This is a genomic window from Aeromonas sp. R9-2, assembly GCF_040908025.1.
Lineage (GTDB): Bacteria > Pseudomonadota > Gammaproteobacteria > Enterobacterales > Aeromonadaceae > Aeromonas > Aeromonas veronii.
This window is the reverse complement of sequence record NZ_JBFOCX010000024.1, coordinates 233,107-247,360: the sequence shown is the minus strand read 5'-3', so window position 1 is coordinate 247,360 and position 14,254 is coordinate 233,107. Positions and strand designations below refer to the sequence as shown.

Sequence of the window (14,254 nt, the reverse complement as noted above, 5' to 3'; positions counted from 1 at the left end):
ATCAAAGCGTCCCGACCAGGGCCACCACCGAGATCGTGGTCAGGATGTCGCGCATACCATCCATAAAAATGGCCCAGTTGCTGCTTTTGCTATCAGGGATAAAGACGGTGTCCCCTGCGCGCAGCACCGGTAACTGGCTAAAGTCGGGCTCTTTGGCAAAGCCGTCGAGATCGAAGCTGCGGGCCTGATCCCCCTGACCACTGGTGGCCATGTTGATCACCACAATCTTCTTGATATAGGCGCTGCTGGTCGGGCCCCCTGCCTCGGCCAGCAGATCCAGCAGGGTCATGGAGGAGTCAAAGCGGTAGCGACCCGGGCGGGCTATCGCTCCCAGCACCCGAATGGTGTTCTCCTTCGGCTCGTCGAGCCAGGGGCGATTCTTCTCCGGCAGGTAGATGGAGTCGCCGGGCAGCACCTTGGGCAGCAAGGTTTCATCGCCAGTTTCAAAGTAGAGGGCAAGATCGAGCTTGCTGACCCGCGCCGTGCTGCCACTGCGATGGGCGATGCGCACATTGCGCAGATCCGCCGCCGCAGTCGGACCATCGGCGGCCGACAGGATGTCGATAAAGCCCATCTGCTCATTGAAGGCATAGCGACCGGGGGCCCCGACCTGACCGAAGATATAGATGGAACTGTCCGGTGACTGGCGCACCCACTGGGACTTGTTATCACTGGGATCGGTGGGCAGCTCGGGGATCATGATGGTGAATCCGGCCCGGATCTTCGGCAGGCTGGCCAGCGCCCCGCCCTGATGAAGGAACTTGTCGAGATCAAACAGGGTTGGCGTGGCCTGCCCCCCTGCGGCGGTCAGGATCTGCACCTTGGCGATATCGGCCCGCTCGTTGGGGCCACCGGCGTGGGCGATCAGATCCAGCAACGACATTTCGTCAGACCATTCATAACGCCCCGGGATCCGCACCGCCCCCATCACCATCACCGCCCGCCCGGGTGCCACCTTCAACCAGGACTTCTCGTTGATATCGGTTTTTTCCGGCACAAAGATGGCATCACCGGGTTTGACTTGGGGCAGCGCCTTTTGCATCCCTTCGGTATAGGCCTGCAAGTCGATGGGTTCGATCGTGCCATCGGTGCGCAGCAAACGGATCTGGCGACTCTCGGCATAGCGGGTCGGGCCACCGGCATTGGCCAGAATATCGAGGAAGGAGTCCCCTTCCCGCCCCTCATAGGCGCCGGGTTTGAACACCTCGCCCATGATGTAGATAGTGCGTGCCCCCCGTTTTATCTGCTCTTCATCCTTGGGCACGAAGATGGTGGCGCCCGGCGCCAGATTGGGCAGCAGCTTGTTGTTGCCGGAGTCGAGATAGGCTTTGAGATCGAACAGTTCGGGGGCATCACCATTGATCACCCGGATCCGCTCCACCCCGGCAAAACGGGTTACCCCACCTGCCCGCATCAGCAGATCCACGATGGAGTTACCACTCTTGAAACTGAAGGCGCCGGGGCTGTTGACCTCGCCAAACACCTTGATCGCCTTGCCGGTATCGCCATCCCCGCCTGCCGCCAGGGTTGCCGCATCAAAATCTATTTGCACGTTGCCGATCAGCGGAGAGGCGGGTACGAACACCACATCGAGGGATTGCAATGGCGGCAACACGCTGGCATCGCCGGTATCGAGATAACGCTTGTAGTCGAAGCTAGATACCGTGCTGCCGCGCCGCACCTGCATGTTGTTGAGCTGGGCACCGGGCACCAACCCGCCAGCGGCATCGAGGGCCATCTGCACGTTGCCATCGGGCGCCAGATCATAACTGCCGGGTTTTTTGACATAGCCCATCACGCTGATCAGCAGCCGCTTCTCCAGCAAGGTGACGGTCAATTGAGAGAGGTTGTTGTAAACAGGTTTGAGGGCGGTGCGGATCAGCTCATCCGCCTGTTGCAGGGTCTTCCCCCCCACCACGACGTTTCCAACTTCAGGCAGTGCAATCTCCCCCTGCTTGTTGATCTGGAAAGGCTGATCAAAAGCAGGCTCACCGGGTTGCACTATGGCCAACCGATCACCGGGAGCCAACAAGGTGGAGGCCAGTAACGGGCAGGTGAAAAACAGCAAGAGAACACAGATCAATCCTTCGAGAGCGCCCCGTTTCATAGACATCCTTTTCGTCTGTTACGTCTGCCCCCATTGGCGTAAGGGGAGCCCTGACCAATCAGCACGACAGCCATCCGCTGTTGTCTGTTGCAGCCGCAAACGTACTTGTTGTAGTGATTGTGCCAACACGGTCTGACGCCAGGCTACATCCGACCAGAGCCGTCCGTGCATATCCCGTTCGATATCAATACGTTGAGATTGTAGTCGTTTCAACTCGGCAGGCATACACCCCTGCAGACTCGCTTGCTTTAATTCCGTCAGCTGCAAGTCGAGTTCCTTCTGACGCTCATCATAACGAGACCAGACCCGCCGTTCATCCTCATTGACCGGAATACGGGTGGGTCTTGCCTCGGCCATGCCGCCATACCCCTCCGACGGCCACTGCGCGCAACCCGACAGCAGAATGGACGAGAGCAGGATACCAAAGCGTTTCATGATGCAGCGGCCATCATGCCACGGGAACGCATATAGGCCTTGATGCTCTCATGGCAGGGGATCACCCGGTCGATATGCAGCATCTCCAGCAGGTCATGAGGTTGACCGGGTCCACAGACAAGGGCCATCTGATGCCCGTTCATAATCAATCTTTTATAGAGAAATACCAAGGCTCCGATCCCCGACGAGTCGATAAAATGAACATCGCTGATATCGGCCAGGATATCTCCCGGGTGGGTCGAGAGGGTTTCAAACAACGGGCGGAGCTCACTGACGGCCATCGCGTCAAACTCGTTTTCCAGTACCACTACCTGGATATCATTAAGGGTGTAAGTCATGCTTTCCATCGCTAGCTCCTTGTCGATTCTCAGACTATTTGCTGTCACGGCATTCAGCACGCTGCAAATGTTATGCCGGGCAGTGCCACGGCACTTGTTCTCCAAATGATACTCTTTGCGCCTTATTCACCGACACCCACTCCTCGTTTTGATTGCCAAATTGCAATTAACCTCCCCCGCACGTTGCAAACTGCAATTCACCTTGGCCGAGATCGCCCGATAACAGGCTAAATGGCTGATAATTCAAGCCCATTAGACTGGGCCCGATTATTGCTTGCCTTTGGACACACATCGCAAGCCACCGTTGGCTCGGCCCCCATGGCGCCATTTTCCAGGAAGGAGAGATCATGAAAGCAGGCCTTTACATCGCACCACTGTTGGCAGCCCTTTGCGGCACCGCATACGCAGCCCCCTCCCCTGACAGCGCTGTGTTGAAGGTTGAAGGCGCCATCAGCAGCCCCACTCATCAGGCTCTGGCCCTGTGGGACAGCGCCATGCTGGATCAACTGCCGGTACACGAAATCAAAACCCATACCCCCTGGTATGACGAAGCCAAGACCTTTCGCGGCCCGCTGCTGCAAGATGTATTGGCCAAGGTCGGGGCAACCGGCAAACAGCTCACCATTACCGCGCTCAATGACTACTCGGTACAGGTGCCGACCAGCGATGCCGAGCAGTATCGGGTCATCCTCGCCCGCACGATCAATGGCAAGCCACTGTCGGTGCGTGACAAAGGGCCGCTGTTCCTTGTCTATCCGTTCGATCAATATCCCGAACTGCAAAACAAGCTCTATTACGGTCGGGCTATCTGGCAGATCAGCGCGATAAAAGTGGAGTAGATCCCATCATGCGTTCCATGGCGGCCAGTCAACGTTTCTTGTTTGTGGTGCTTTGTGTGCTGCTCCTTGCCTTTGCCGGTATTGGTACCATCCAGTACCGGCAATTTCAGGATCTGCAGCGCAGTACCAGCCAGGGCGAAGACAACGTGATGTGGAACTATTTCCAGCTCTATAACGAAGCGCTGCGTTTTCAAAGCTCGCTGCTCCATGAGTCGCAACCGACCTTCCAGCTCAGATACGATATTCTGGTCAGCCGCATGGATCTGGTGTTGGAGAGCAAGGATCGCAGCCTGCTTCAGCAAACAGAGATCTACCAGCAGGCAAGCAAAGCCATTCGATCCTACATCTCTCTGGCAGATATCTGGCTCGGCCCGGAAGCCAATAAGCCGCTCGACAATCTTGCCCATCAGGAGCTGCGCCAACAGCTTGCCTCCCTGCTCCCCCTGCTCCATCAGCTGACTCTGGAGGTGAACCAGCAGGCGACCCTGTTTGATGTGGCACGCCGCGACAGCGTGAGGGAGCAGATCATCACGACGACACTCATCGCGACCCTGCAATTTGCGCTGCTCTTTGTGCTCGCCCTGCTGATCTGGCGGCAAATGAATATCTCGTTTCTGCAACACAAACTGATGCAGCAGCTCAATGACAAACTGCTGCGGGCAAATCAGGCGGCAGAGGCAGGCACAAGAGCCAAAAGCAGCTTTTTGGCCAACATGAGCCATGAAATTCGCACCCCCATGAATGGCATTCTCGGCATGCTCTCACTGCTGGCCGACCGGGATATGGATCCGAGGGAGCGAGACTATCTGGAGACGGCGCGGGAATCGGCAAACCATCTGCTCGGTCTGCTCAACGACATTCTGGATGTATCCAAGCTGGAAGAGGGCAAGATCGAGCTGCAACTGGCCCCCCATCACTTGCCCCAGCTGCTGGAGGATATCCGGGCCCTGATGCAGAGCAACTGCGATGCAAAAGGGATCAAGCTGACCCTGGCTGTTGCCCCCGATACGCCGGAGTGGTTGATGATCGACCCGCTGAGAGTGCGCCAGATCCTCTTCAATCTGGTGAGCAATGCCATCAAGTTCACCCATCAGGGAGAGGTCAATATTCGCGTTGATAGCACCCTGTTGGAGCAGGATCGCCACTCGATACGCATCTCGATCCAGGACACCGGGATCGGCATGAGCAAAAGTCAGCTAAAGAACCTGTTTCAACGTTTCGCCCAGGCGGATGTCTCGATCACCCGCCAATATGGCGGATCGGGCCTGGGACTTGAAATATCCCGTAACCTCGCACGCCTGATGGGCGGCGATATCTCGGTAGAGAGCAGCGAGGGACATGGCAGTACTTTTACCTACATCTGGCCCGCCAGAGCCACGACCCCCTCGATTGTTTGCCTGCCGTCCAAGCCACTGGATCAGGAGAGCTATCGCATCTTGCTGGTTGATGACAATGCCACCAACCGCAAGGTGATCGGCGCCATGCTCGACTCCGTGGGCCATCAGGTCACACTGGCCGTTCAGGGAGAAGAGGCGCTGGAGAAACTGGGTCACACCGAATTTGATCTGGTGTTGATGGATGTCCAGATGCCAGTGATGGATGGCCTGGTGGCCACCACTCGGATCCGCACCTCCCAGATGCCTTGGGCAGATATCCCCATCATCGCCCTGACGGCTGATGCGATGCCGGAATCCAAGCAATACTATCTCTCCCATGGCATGAATGGATATATCACCAAGCCCATCAATAAAGAGACGCTACTGAGCGAGATAAACAGACATATTTCCCATGGGCGGCTCAAATACAACGCAGCCATGCGTGTCACCAAACAGTAAAACCGCGGATTCCGGGCTACTGATTGCTCATGTGGGGCAACATTGACCTCTGCAGGCAACTGAATGGGCTTGGGTCTGGAACCCACGCAGGCAAGCCGCTTCGCAACAGCTGCACGGGCAGTCAGCTTGTCTCGGGTATGCAGGAATTTTTTGATCTCTTTATGACGACCACAGGGGAGCGTGGTGACTTTCCGGTAATACCAGATGCCGTGGGGACTGAGCCAGAGATTCATCGATGAGCTCCTCGTTGTCCACACAAAGTGGATGACCAAGGGCTTTAGGAAGCTAACTTATTGAATTGCAGAAACAAGTGGTGGCCCTACCAGCCACATCCCGGCACTCGAGTCCCCCGCCTTGGCTGCTACCTTCCGGTCCTGACCAGGTCGACGGGTTATCAATGCGAGCCCAAATAAATCAGGCACTTGGGGATGGAACTGATTGCCATCACAGTGTTCTGAAACCTCAACAAGCGAGAATCCGCCGCAAGTACGGTCATCCACATCAAGTGGACATGCTTAAATTGGTAACAAACAGGCCAATCCTACCCGCCCTCTCCCGTACACTGCAAGCACCTCATTACAGGCCCCATCCCCTCCCTCAGAAGCTCAACAATCAACCCAATATTGAGCAAAATGAAATCTAATGGTAACTTTGGGTCTCACTTAAACCCGAGGTGACATATGGCTACGAACACAGGCAAAGGCTATCGACAAGGTTCCGTCAACGACCGTACCCAAGTTCAGAACCCAGTTAATGGGAACTGGACGAAACGCGATACGGATAGCGGCAAGTTTATCGAGCAGAAACAAGGTGGGGAGCCCTTCAAAGGGGTAGCCAAAGAAACCGACAACCGCCGGAAGTGAGTTCATCGATGACCGACCAGTGTTCTTGTGGCCAGCCCCTCAACCATTCAGTTGTGTTCCATCAAAACGGGCAGAAACTCAAAAGCTGCCCGAACTGTTCAGAGCAGGCTGGCGTTCATGTGTTCTATCGGGCAGGAGAATTCGGATTCAGACGGATGGCTGGTGTAACCAGGATACAATCATGGTGCCGTGGTTGCCGAGCCAAGCACCGCTACCGGCTTGATGCCTTGCATACCTGCTAAAGAAAAGGAGCTCTGATGTGAGCTCCTTCAAGTCTACTAGGCCAGAATCGCCACTGCCGGAAACAGCAGAAGCAAATGGAACACCAACAGGATCGGGGTAGGATAGCCCTGTGCCTTCCCTAGCGCCTCTTTCGCCTCTTCTGCAAGGTTATCGCTGTTGCGGTAACTGGGAATCAGGAAGAGCAGAGCCAAGCCAATGTAGACCATCACTTGGCCTGCCAATATCCATGAATCGTAACCCATTGAGGACAGCTGCTCTGCTGTCTTGGCTTTCACATCAAAGCCCCGCCCATAGACCTCTGCATTAATTCTCGAATGTTCGGCAAACATTGTGAACCACGCTGACCGCTCAATGCTTAGGAACCACCCAAGGATCACCCCTGCAGCTGTCATCGCTACGGTCGCGACACCAATCATGCGGCTCAGTGGGTCTGTGAGTGCGGCTGCTTGGAGGCGTTTCTCGTAGCCAATAAAGACCAGAATGGCCCAATGCAATGTCCCAACGACAACTGTGCTCATGATGAGCCATAGCCCTGCTTTGTAGTTAATGCTTAATCCCATTCGAGGCAGTAGAAACTGCCAAGCGAGCACGAGAAGTGCCGTCAGCCACAACCCCCACAGGTGAGCCCTCAGCATGCCCGAGAGATAGGCGTTATAACTGCAGATCCCGCCCCGCAGATAAGGGTTGTTGTTGACCTCGCTTGAATTGGACGGAAGTTCTAGCCGCACAGATTGCTTTAGCCAATCGCGATAGCGGGCCCACTTACCTGCGACCTGTGCCGATGCAGTTTCCCGCTGCTCGAAGAACCGGCCGGACTCTTGTTTCGTCTTCTCTTGTTCCATGTCGTTTTCCTTGTTGTCAAAACTATTCATTCGCCAGACAGTCCACGCAAGATCCGCTGCACACTGGAGAGACTGATCCCCGTTCGACGTGCGATTTCGGCCTTGGCTAGTCCCCGTTCAGCGAGTGACAGCACCTCCTCCCCTTTAGCCATGGCGGTCGGCTTGCGACCTTTGTAGACCCCACGCTGTTTTGCCATAGCAATCCCTTCTGCCTGACGCTCCAGCATCAGCTCCCGCTCAAACGTGGCGATGGCACCGATCATGGTTAACATCAGTTTTCCGGTAGGTGTCGAGGTATCGATACCCAGATTCAAAATCCTCAGAGCAACCCGCTTAGCGTGCAGGTACTCCGAGATCTCCAACAGGTGGCGAGTGTTGCGAGCCAAGCGATCCAGCTTGGTCACCATCACCACGTCTCCCTCACGAACAAAATCCAGCATCAACGAGAGCTGCGGGCGATCATCCTTGGCCCCGCTCACCTTCTCCTGAAATATCTTGCTGCACTCGGCCAGTGCCTGAAGCTGGGCATCCAGGCTCTGCCCCACAGTGCTGACACGTGCATATCCCACCAGTGCCATGGTCTCCTCCTGGTCAATAGGGCAAGGTACACTGACGCGACCGGTCAGAAGGTCGAAAGGAACCCATATGACCGGCAAAAAGTGGCACTTTCGCTCGCGTCACACGGGCTTGGTCTATTGACCTGTGCCAGTGATACAAATGAAAACGGGCCGCTCCGTGATGGAGGGCCCGCAGGGGTTTTTAGGTGCCCATAAAGGGCCAGAGATAATCTCTTTACTACATATGTTAAAGCTACTCGTCGAGGAGCCTAATGACAAAGGGACTCGTTTTTATCTGAATGGTACATATGTACCATGCAGGTCGCTTCACACCATCATGACGAATTAACAGACTCGTTATGATCTGAATGGTACATATGTACCATGCAGGTAGCCTCGCCCCATACTGACGAATTAACGGACTCGTTATGATCTGAATGGTACATATGTACCATGCAGGTAACGCCACCCCATTCTGTCAGCATGACGGACTCATAATTATCTGAATAGTACATATGTAGGTTGCAGGTTCGACTTAATGATGTGTTGTACTACCAGGCATCCGCAATACCTTAGCCAATTCAGCCTTCTTGACCTTACGTTGCTGGTGAATAAACAGAGTGCCACTGGTCAATACTGCCAGGGCCAAGGAACTCAGGATCATCTTCTTCATTGGTATTCATCTCCATTCATGTTGTAGAAGTGTGGTGGCATATAGCGAGCCATCATCGCGTTGACGATGACCGATGCAAATGCCGTCAATGCCGCTTTCAAGGCATCGAGCAGCAGGGCTTTCGTGAAGTCGTTCATAACAGTCACTCTTGGGAAATATCCAAGTGGTAAACCTCCATCCGGTAATAGGTGAGAAAGTTCCTCTCCCAGAGCCGGTAGAGGTCCATGGTTGTGGCCAACGGCCGTTCTCCACACCAGGGGTCGTAGAACACCCCAGCGGCGAAGTCGAAATCCAGCGACTTAGTCAGCTCATCGGTGACATAGCAGAACTCCGTCACATAGAGGAGCCCCCAACTCCCAGCCCGTTTCTCCAGACGAATTTCGACCGGACGGTATCCACCAGTGTCGGCGGAATAATCGGGACTTCGGAAGTTGAGGGTCAGGGCAGTGGCATCGGGGTAGCTGCCGATGATCTTGTCGAACAGAGCCTGTAGCTGTTTGGATGGGGTCATAGCAGCCCCCTATCGGCAAACGAGACGATGTCGTGCTGTCCCACCACAAAGTGGTCGAGCACTCGCACGTCAACCATCTCGAGCAACTCCTTGAGACGAGCTGTGACAGCCTTGTCGGCATCCGAGGGATCGACCATACCAGAGGGATGGTTATGGGCCAGAATGACCGCTGCGGAGTTTTTGTTGAGAGCCGCCTTGACCACCTCACGGGGGTGAACGGTGCCAGCATTGATAGTGCCGAAGAACAGCTCTTGGTAATCGAGTAGCCGATGCTGATTGTCGAGCAGCATGACGGCGAACACTTCCCGCTCGTATTCACCCATCTTGAGCCGAAGGAAGTCTGCTGCCGCTTTGGGCTGAGTGAAGGCATGGCCCAGATGCCGCTGTCGGCTCTCCAGAATGGCCAAAGCTTGATTGATGATGTGATCGCCCTGTCCGGGGTGATCATCATAGTGGTGTGTCATAACAGTAACCTCGCGTCGTTTGGATACACGAGTTACTTATGCCAAGAACACTCCGCATTATTGATAAATTAAATACTGGACATTCAGGTATAAGCCCAGTGATGACTCACCCAGCCCCCTCTTGTCAATATACCTCAAGCAATGTTATTAATTACTTGGGTTGATAATTCCAGGTAAAACAGGGATCTGTTTAATCCACATGGTGTTTGGCAACACATTCGACTTACGGCAATCGATATAAGCCAAACGAAACCAACCATGAGGAAACACCTATGCGTTATCAACACGAAGCACACAGCAGCTATTTGTTAATGAGTCGCACACTGGCGCAAAGTTTGCCCGGCCAACACAAGCTGAATATTCTTTTTTCAGATTGTGATCATGCTGGCACACAAGCATTGTGGATTGTGCCTTGTGATGAAAATCCGATTCAGGGCCGTCTATTCGGTGAATTAAACGTAACACCGCAGCAGATTGCCAAAATCCATGAAATCATGGACTTTTATGGTGTTGATGGCGGTGTTGCCCAGAATACGATGGCTACCGATATGGCTCCATTACCGGTATTGAGATGCGTTGCAGATACTATCTATCATTGCGTCAGATCGCGCTAAATTACTTGAGCTGCTTGCTATAACCCCAAGGGGTCCTTCGGGACCCCTTGTTCATTCAACAGTTAAGATTACCCAACCGATTGCAACACCAAGCGAGGTAATTAATCTGCCGATTTCTATGCATTAATACGATCTTCTCTATGCTACCGATGATAAGAAAAGTTCATAGATATGCCTCAAAATCGGCAGTTGACCATAATCACCTCTTCCCCCTCCTGTTATTAGGCTGGGGAACAATGGTGCCAATTAACCCAACTTAATTCTGATGGCTCAATCCCCCCTGCAAGCCTTTGAGCAAGATATCCAGTAGTAGGCTCTGGATACGGTTGGCCGCCTCGGGTCGAGAGAGGTAGTCCAGCGACATGCCGTTCTGGATATCCATCCGCTCGATCACGGCCGCATCAACCGCCTTGGGATAGTCACCCAGCATGATGGCGTCGCGGGGGTTATTTCGCACCTGATCCATCAAGGGCTGGTTTTCCGCAATCTTGCTGGCCATCCCCTGCAGCCAATCCAGCTTGTCCCCATCAGTCACCTCTGTACCGAACAGATCGTTCAGTTGCTCCAAGATGTGAGAGAGGAAGTCTTTCTTCTCTTCTTTTGCTTTGGCACTGCCGAGCGCCGAGATGCCCTGCAAACCATTGCCGCTTGCATCAGCTTTGAGCTTGAGATCCTGAGTTCGCTTGGCCTTGAGGTTGTAATGGCTCAGCAACACTTGAGAGAGATCAATCTCGTCCTCCTCCAGCACCTCCTGACGCAACATCGGCAGCAGGTGGCGGGCGAACACGCAGAGCCGCTCCAATGATTCGTCATCAAAGGCGGTGATCTGGGAGACAAACTCATAGAACCGCACATAGCTATTGAGATCTTTCTTGAAGAGATCGAGCTCGCCCCGGGCTTCGGTCGCTTCTTTGACCCGCCGTTCGGCATTTACCTTATCAGTCGCAGACCCGCCTTCCCGCTCGATGCGTTTGAGCATCTGGCGACACTCCCTCACAGCTTCACTGGCCAGCTTGTAACGTTTGGTGAACCGTTCGACAGCCGGTTTGATATAACCGGGCAAGGCTTCGGCCCCACGCTTGGGATCGAAATAGGCATCGCTAAACGCCTCCACCTCGCTCCAAGTAAAGATGCCCGTCGCTTTCAGCTTGTGGAACAGGTCATAGACCAGATTGGGATCGGAGACGGTATCGAGGGTGGCTGTCTCAAAATATTTTTGGAACTCCTCCAGCACATCCTGCGGATCATTCACGAAATCGAGCACAAAGGTGCTCTCCTTGCCTAGATAGGTGCGGTTGAGGCGAGAAAGGGTCTGGATGCAATCCACTCCTGTCAGCTTCTTGTCCACATACATGGCACACAGCTTGGGCTGATCGAAACCGGTCTGAAACTTGTTGGCCACCAGCATCACCTGATAGTCCTGGGTATCGAATGCCTTACGCATGTCCCGCCCATTAAGCTCGGGGTTCATGTTCCGCTCGTTAAAGCTCTGCCCTTCCTCTTCGATGTCGCCAGAGAACGCCACCATGGCACGAATAGCACCATAGCCTTGCTCTGTTACATACTTATCGAACGCCAGCTTGTAGCGAACAGCCTCCAGCCGGCTCGACGTCACAACCATTGCCTTGGCCTGCCCTCCCAGGAGATTGGCCACGTTGGTGCGGAAATGCTCAACGATGATCGCCACTTTCTGGCCGATATTGTGCGGGTGTAGCCGCACCCACTTGGATAGCCGGATGCGAGCCTTCTTGGCATCCACTTCCTTATCCGCCTCTTCTGCCTTCATGGCGAGTTTGTAGGCAAGCGAATAGTTGGTGTAGTTCTTCAGCACGTCGAGGATAAAACCCTCCTCGATCGCCTGACGCATGGAGTAAACATGAAATGGCTTGGGCTTGTTATCCTGGCCAAGCGGCATCGTCGGGTTCGCTGGGCGGCCAAACAGCTCCAGCGTTTTACCCTTCGGGGTTGCCGTAAAGGCGAAATAGCTGATGTTCTGGCTGCCGCCACGAGCGGCCAGCGTCATGTTCATCACATCTTCGCCGCTGAGTTCCTCTTCCCCATCTAACTGCTCGGCCATCAAGACTTCACGCAACTGACGAGCCGTGCTGCCGGTCTGGCTTGAATGCGCCTCATCGGCAACCACCGCAAAGCGAGAGCCTTTCAGTGTGGTCGATTCCTGAATGGCCTTGAGTACGTGCGGGAAGGTTTGAATGGTGACGATGATGATGGGCGTGCCACTGGCCAGTGCCTCGGTCAGTTGTGCCGACTTGGAGCCATCTCCCTCTTCCCGGTTGATGCGACTCACCACCCCATCAGCATGGTCAAACTGGGCGATAGTCTCTTGCAACTGGCTGTCGAGCACCGTTCTATCGGTAATCACGATCACCGAATTGAACAACTTCTCCCCTTTATCCAGGTAGAGCGAGGCCAGCTGATGGGTCAGCCAGGCAATCGAGTTGGATTTGCCAGACCCTGCCGAGTGCTGGATCAGGTACTTCTGACCAGCCCCCTCCTGCCCCACCGTGGCCAACAAATTCTGAACCACTTTCCACTGGTGATAGCGAGGGAAGATCATCGTCTCTTTCTTCTTCTGCCGCCCCAGCTCATCCTCTTCCACCTTGACCTCAAGGTGCAGATAGCGACTCAGTATCCGCAGGAAGTTATCCGGTTGCAGGATCTCTTGCCACAGATAACCGGTAGCAATGCCCTCCTCACCATTCACTGGCAAGGGCTGATCATTGCCCGCCCCACCCTCACGGGTGCCCTGGTTGAATGGCAGGAAGAAAGTCGAGTCGCCCGCCAGTTTAGTGGTCATCGCCACCTCGAACTGATTCACTGCAAAGTGCACCAGCGCCCCGCGGCGAAAACTCAGTAGTGGCTCATCACGCCCATTGGTCTTGGGCAGACGATCTTCCCGATACTGCTTCTTGGCATTCTCCAGCGACTGCTTGAAGCAAGATTTGAGCTCCAGTGTCGCCACCGGGATGCCGTTCAAAAAGAGGGTCAGATCGATACGGCCATCATAACCATGGGGGCTATAGACCAACTCGGGCACCACCCGCAGCCGGTTGGCTTGATAGCGAGCCAGCAGTTCTGGATTCAAGTCATGATCAGGCTTGAAGCTGGCGACCTTGAGTCGATGGCCGCGATCTTCAATCTGGTTACGCAGCAGCCACAGGGTTCCCCCTTCACTGCGTTTAAGCTGGCGCACCGCACCGTCCAGCAGGTGGCGTTCCGGCTGCTCGCCATAGGTCTTGCAGAACTTCTGCCACCCCTCAGGCTGGCTCTCTTGCACATAGGCGATCAAGTCTTCCGGATAGAGTGCTCGCTCTTTGTCGTAGTGAGACGACTCACCCACCAGCCAACCCGAAGCGGCCAGCTGCTCGATGATATGGTCTTGAAACGCCTTTTCCCGTGCTTTACTGTCCATAACTCTTCTTCTACGTTTTAATCGGTAAGGATGTTTTTAGTTAGAGCATCTGCAATATGGCCCAATTCCACCACATGCTTGGCATTCGTCCCTGCTATAGGGAGGTAAGACAGCGGTTGATTCAGCATCTACTTTAATGACTTTGGGAGTTTGATCTTTTGGCGTTAGCTTATGGATCATTTGCCGATATCGGGTTTCCCACTGTTGCAGCTCATAGACTTTATCTTCCAAATCCCTTTGCTTGCTCCCCATGCTACGAATGATGGATGCCTGTGTCTGAGATGCTTCATCCATATCATTGAGCTCAGATAGCAGTCGTTGAATTCGAAGCTCAGCGTGCTCCAATGCTGTAGCCTTTACGTCCCGCTCGTCCACTAAGCACACAGTTTTTTTCAAAAGAGCATCATTTAATACATCAGCATCTTTTATCCGCGTAGCTTGACTCTGATATGAATCATCGCCGCACCATAGCAGTAGTTTTTTGAGTATCCGAATCAGCATTA

14 protein-coding genes and 1 other RNA gene are annotated in these 14,254 nt (G+C 54.3%); 4 read left to right on the top strand and 11 right to left on the bottom strand.

What is annotated here, in order from left to right:
- Position 1: 1 nt before the first annotated feature.
- The 3 genes from AB5Y71_RS10245 to AB5Y71_RS10235 are packed head-to-tail and all read right to left on the bottom strand — an operon-like array spanning position 2 to position 2,889.
- On the bottom strand, positions 2-2,107 hold the full coding sequence (locus AB5Y71_RS10245) for an SLBB domain-containing protein (protein ID WP_307896706.1): 2,106 nt from the start codon (positions 2,105-2,107) through the stop codon (positions 2-4).
- A gap of 18 nt (positions 2,108-2,125) precedes the next feature.
- On the bottom strand, positions 2,126-2,542 hold the full coding sequence (locus AB5Y71_RS10240) for a hypothetical protein (RefSeq protein WP_307896705.1): 417 nt from the start codon (positions 2,540-2,542) through the stop codon (positions 2,126-2,128).
- Positions 2,539-2,889 carry an STAS domain-containing protein gene (locus AB5Y71_RS10235; protein ID WP_005333409.1) on the bottom strand — a complete coding sequence of 117 codons (351 nt, stop codon included), beginning with the start codon at positions 2,887-2,889 and terminating at the stop codon, positions 2,539-2,541. Before AB5Y71_RS10235 ends, AB5Y71_RS10240 begins: the two co-directional genes overlap by 4 nt.
- Before the next feature lie 338 nt (positions 2,890-3,227).
- On the opposite strand from AB5Y71_RS10235, the gene AB5Y71_RS10230 reads away from it, so the two are divergent.
- Together AB5Y71_RS10230 and AB5Y71_RS10225 are read left to right on the top strand one after the other, a co-directional pair.
- Positions 3,228-3,719, top strand: a complete 492-nt coding sequence (locus tag AB5Y71_RS10230) for a molybdopterin-dependent oxidoreductase (protein WP_005351410.1) — start codon at positions 3,228-3,230, stop codon at positions 3,717-3,719.
- 8 nt (positions 3,720-3,727) lie between these two features.
- Entirely contained in the window at positions 3,728-5,554 is a 1,827-nt protein-coding gene (locus AB5Y71_RS10225) for an ATP-binding protein (protein ID WP_307896704.1), read from the top strand.
- Positions 5,555-5,871: 317 nt separating this feature from the next.
- Here the strand turns inward: AB5Y71_RS10225 and ffs are convergent.
- An RNA gene (ffs, locus tag AB5Y71_RS10220) (signal recognition particle sRNA small type) lies at positions 5,872-5,965 on the bottom strand.
- Between the two features lie 269 nt (positions 5,966-6,234).
- Between ffs and AB5Y71_RS10215 the strand changes: the two genes are divergently transcribed.
- Complete coding sequence (locus AB5Y71_RS10215) at positions 6,235-6,417, top strand: hypothetical protein (RefSeq protein ID WP_021230269.1); 183 nt, start codon at positions 6,235-6,237, stop codon at positions 6,415-6,417.
- A 278-nt stretch (positions 6,418-6,695) separates the two neighbouring features.
- Here the strand turns inward: AB5Y71_RS10215 and AB5Y71_RS10210 are convergent, their stop codons facing one another.
- The 5 genes from AB5Y71_RS10210 to radC all read right to left on the bottom strand — a co-directional run bounded on the left by AB5Y71_RS10210 (position 6,696) and on the right by radC (position 9,707).
- Positions 6,696-7,502, bottom strand: coding sequence for a hypothetical protein (locus AB5Y71_RS10210; RefSeq protein WP_016350878.1), 807 nt, complete (start codon positions 7,500-7,502; stop codon positions 6,696-6,698).
- Positions 7,503-7,528: 26 nt separating this feature from the next.
- The gene (locus tag AB5Y71_RS10205; RefSeq protein ID WP_016350879.1) at positions 7,529-8,080 is read right to left on the bottom strand and encodes a recombinase family protein; all 552 of its coding nucleotides are present in this window, start codon (positions 8,078-8,080) and stop codon (positions 7,529-7,531) included.
- A 648-nt stretch (positions 8,081-8,728) separates the two neighbouring features.
- A complete protein-coding gene (locus tag AB5Y71_RS10200; RefSeq protein WP_164470740.1) occupies positions 8,729-8,869 on the bottom strand; it encodes a hypothetical protein in 141 nt (46 codons plus the stop codon).
- Between the two features lie 5 nt (positions 8,870-8,874).
- A complete protein-coding gene (locus tag AB5Y71_RS10195) occupies positions 8,875-9,243 on the bottom strand; it encodes a DUF2787 family protein (protein WP_119197676.1) in 369 nt (122 codons plus the stop codon).
- A complete protein-coding gene (gene radC / locus AB5Y71_RS10190; RefSeq protein WP_044800094.1) occupies positions 9,240-9,707 on the bottom strand; it encodes a DNA repair protein RadC in 468 nt (155 codons plus the stop codon). The genes AB5Y71_RS10195 and radC overlap by 4 nt, the downstream gene beginning before the upstream one ends.
- Before the next feature lie 272 nt (positions 9,708-9,979).
- Between radC and AB5Y71_RS10185 the strand changes: the two genes are divergently transcribed.
- The gene (locus AB5Y71_RS10185; protein WP_144406140.1) at positions 9,980-10,321 is read left to right on the top strand and encodes a hypothetical protein; all 342 of its coding nucleotides are present in this window, start codon (positions 9,980-9,982) and stop codon (positions 10,319-10,321) included.
- A 256-nt stretch (positions 10,322-10,577) separates the two neighbouring features.
- Here AB5Y71_RS10185 and AB5Y71_RS10180 read toward each other — a convergent pair whose 3' ends face one another.
- Both AB5Y71_RS10180 and AB5Y71_RS10175 read right to left on the bottom strand, forming a co-directional pair.
- Complete coding sequence (locus AB5Y71_RS10180) at positions 10,578-13,751, bottom strand: type I restriction endonuclease subunit R (protein WP_368171492.1); 3,174 nt, start codon at positions 13,749-13,751, stop codon at positions 10,578-10,580.
- Positions 13,752-13,787: 36 nt separating this feature from the next.
- Positions 13,788-14,252 carry a hypothetical protein gene (locus tag AB5Y71_RS10175; protein WP_368171491.1) on the bottom strand — a complete coding sequence of 155 codons (465 nt, stop codon included), beginning with the start codon at positions 14,250-14,252 and terminating at the stop codon, positions 13,788-13,790.
- Between the last annotated feature and the right edge of the window lie 2 nt (positions 14,253-14,254).